Source organism: Dietzia sp. B44 (assembly GCF_014145245.1).
Classification (GTDB): Bacteria; Actinomycetota; Actinomycetes; order Mycobacteriales; family Mycobacteriaceae; genus Dietzia; species Dietzia natronolimnaea.
This window is the reverse complement of the sequence record NZ_JAALEF010000354.1, coordinates 1-2,709: the sequence shown is the minus strand read 5'-3', so window position 1 is coordinate 2,709 and position 2,709 is coordinate 1. Positions and strand designations below refer to the sequence as shown.

At 72.2% G+C, this 2,709-nt stretch carries 2 protein-coding genes and 1 pseudogene; all 3 read right to left on the bottom strand.

Translation table 11 applies throughout. From position 1 onward, the window contains the following. Window positions 1-961: hypothetical protein (locus G6017_RS11765; RefSeq protein WP_182617497.1), on the bottom strand; the 961-nt coding region annotated here is incomplete at its 3' end. Window positions 962-1,232: 271 nt separating this feature from the next. After that, window positions 1,233-2,048: a hypothetical protein gene (locus G6017_RS11760; RefSeq protein ID WP_179523202.1), complete on the bottom strand. Its 816-nt coding sequence runs from the start codon at window positions 2,046-2,048 to the stop codon at window positions 1,233-1,235. A gap of 146 nt (window positions 2,049-2,194) precedes the next feature. Continuing rightward, a pseudogene (locus G6017_RS11755) lies at window positions 2,195-2,709 on the bottom strand (hypothetical protein); the annotation flags it as partial.

Here is a 2,709-nt window from a genome sequence, read left to right as displayed (position 1 = left end):
ACCCGGTGTCGACGGGCGACGACGAGCCGGGCACCTCGACCTGCGCGACGGTGTTCAATCCGCCGCCGGTGGTGAGGTCACCTCCCGTGGTGGTCTCACCGTCGGTGGTCGAGCCGGTCTGACCGCCGGTGTCGAGCAGCGAACCCAGCGGCCCCAGGCTCTGGGTGTCGAGCCCGCCGGTCACCTCTCCAGTGGCCTCCCCGCCGGCGTTCCCCGTCGAACCCGGCAGGACCGGCGATCCGGTGTCGGGGGTGTTCGTGCCGCCGTCCGGGGTGCCGCCGGCCAGGCTGCCGAGGTCGATCTGCCCGTTGGCGTCGCTGCCGATCGGGGCGGAAGGGGTCTGGCCCGGAGCATCGGGGGTCGTCTCGCCCGTGCCGAGCGATCCGGTCACCATCTCGGCCGCGGAACCCCCACCGAGCGAGGTCACGATGCCCACCACGGCTCCGAGGATGGCATCGGTGCCGGCGGAACCCGTGGTGATCTGACCGCCGGCCTGCGCCTCGCCTCCGAGGCTGCCCTCGACACCGGCCGCCGAACCGGCCTCGGCGCCGATCGGGGCGGTGCCATCGGGGTTGTTGACCGTGAGGGTCACCGGAATCGTGACGATCTGGCCACCGAGCGTCCCGACGACCGACACGGTGTACACACCCGCGGCCACGGCGGTCCCGGAGATGACGCCGTCCGCGTAGGTCAGCCCCTCGGGAAGCCCGTTGACCTCGGTGATGACGATGCCGCTCCACTCCCCTGCCCCGACGAGTCCCTGGAGATCGAACGAGTAGGAGGCTCCGGCGTTGAAGGCCGGGGCGGAGACGGCGACGGTCTGGACGTCACCGCGGACGGTGGGGGCATCGGGGGCGGCGACGACGACGCCGCCCACGAGGGCGACCGCCGCTGCGGCTGCGACGGGGGCGACAAGGCGACCCCGGACGATACGACGAGGGCGGGCGAGGCGAGCACGCATCGGCTGGTTCCTTCCGGAGGGGTTCGGATCGCTCACTCCCCGGATATGGGAGCGCAGACCATTTCTAGAGTCACTCTAACCTCATGCACATCAAGTGTCTACTCCTGTCACAATAGTCACAGAATTCGCTCTAGCCTCACTGGTAACACACCCCAGGGGTATTCACTGCTGGGTGGGCACCCGTTTAGCGAGTCGCGACCCCGGCCCACGGGACGACTGCGGCCCGGCCCCCGTCAGGGGACCGGGCCGTCGGGCTCGGGAAGGGCGGAGGTCAGGCGCCGGGAGTGGGAACGCTGGTCGGCAGCGCGAACGCGCCGGTCCCCGACTCCGCACCGTCTCCCACCGCGACGGAGACGGAGACCGGGCCAGAGCTCGGGGTGGAGCTCGAGCCGGAGCTCGAGGTGGACGGCTCCGCGCCGCTGCCGCTGATGCTGCCGGTACCGGTTCCCCCGGGGGCGACGGTGCCGGTGACGGTGGTGACCGGGTTGCCGTCCCCGTCGACGATCACGGTGACCGGAGGCAGGGCCATCTGGCCGCCGAAGACGGACGTGCACAGCGGCTCGGTGAGCGACCCGGTCTGACCCACCAGGTTCGCTCCCCCGCCGGGCCCCGCGACCACGTCGAGCAGGTTGGGGAAGGAGCCCAGTGCGGAGGTGACGAAGTCGAGGACGGCGGTCGGCACACCCGAGATCCCGAACAGCGGGTAGAACTTGGCGACCGACCCGCCGAGGTCGGGCAGCTCGCACCTCGCCTCCGACTCGGGTACGAGATCGCCGACGCTGGTGTCGTCCGCGCTCGAGGTGTCGAGGCTGCCCTCGTCGCCGGCACTGCCGTCGCTCGACCCGCCTTCTCCGGACCCCGCCGAGCCGGCGCTCCCCGTGTCACCGTCGCCCCCGGACCCCTCGCCGCTCCCGCCGGGGAGACTCCCGCTCTCGCCGCCGGCTCCCATCAGGCTTCCGGCGTCCAGGCTGCCCGTCGCGGAGCCCGGGGACCCGGCGTCCCCGGCCTGGGCGCTGACGATCGGTACGGAGAGCGCGGCCGCGAGGAGTGCGGCGGCGGAGGCGGTGACGACCCTGCGGGTGGACATGGCGATGAAACCCCTTAGATGGCGACGGACCAGAGTGCGACGGACGCTGTCACGCGCCACCACTGGTCAGCGGCGCCTGCTGTCGACATCAGGACTGTATCCCGCCCGCCCGTCCGCCGTAAGTGCTTCCGCGGTGCGTCTACCGGTCAGTCTCCGAGACTGCCGGCACCGGTGGTGAACATCCCGAGCAGCGCGGACGGGGCGCTGCCGAGAGCCTCGCCTCCCGTGGTCTCGGTGTCGGTGTCGCCGAGGGACTCCCCGCCCAGCAGTGACGGCGAGAGGGTGCACAGGAACTGTCCGGCCGATCCCAGGTTCTGCATCGAGCCGCTCTCGCCGAGGATCGACGGGAGCATGCCGACGACGGCGTTGACCAGGACCAGGAGCAGACCGGAGGACGCGGAGTCCTCCTCACCGGTGAGCGCCGGCAGCAGGGTCGCCAGGGAGGCGCCGTCCATCTCGCCGTCACCGAGGACCGCGCACAGGTCGGGCGTGGTGCCCACCTCGTCGTCGTCAGCTGTCGGGTCGAGGTCGGACCCGTCGGCCTCCACGGCGTCGGCCGCCGGGGAGCCGGGAGCGGCCGAGAGGGTGGGGTCGGGCTGCGCGGTGGTGGTCGCCGTCGCCGGAGCGGTCGTGGTGGTGGGATCGGTCGTGGTGGTGGGAT

Coding starts and splice junctions, on each gene's coding strand:
- G6017_RS11760 (WP_179523202.1), bottom strand. CDS start 2,048: ATGTCCACCCGCAGGGTCGTCACCGCCTCCGCCGCCGCACTCCTCGCG.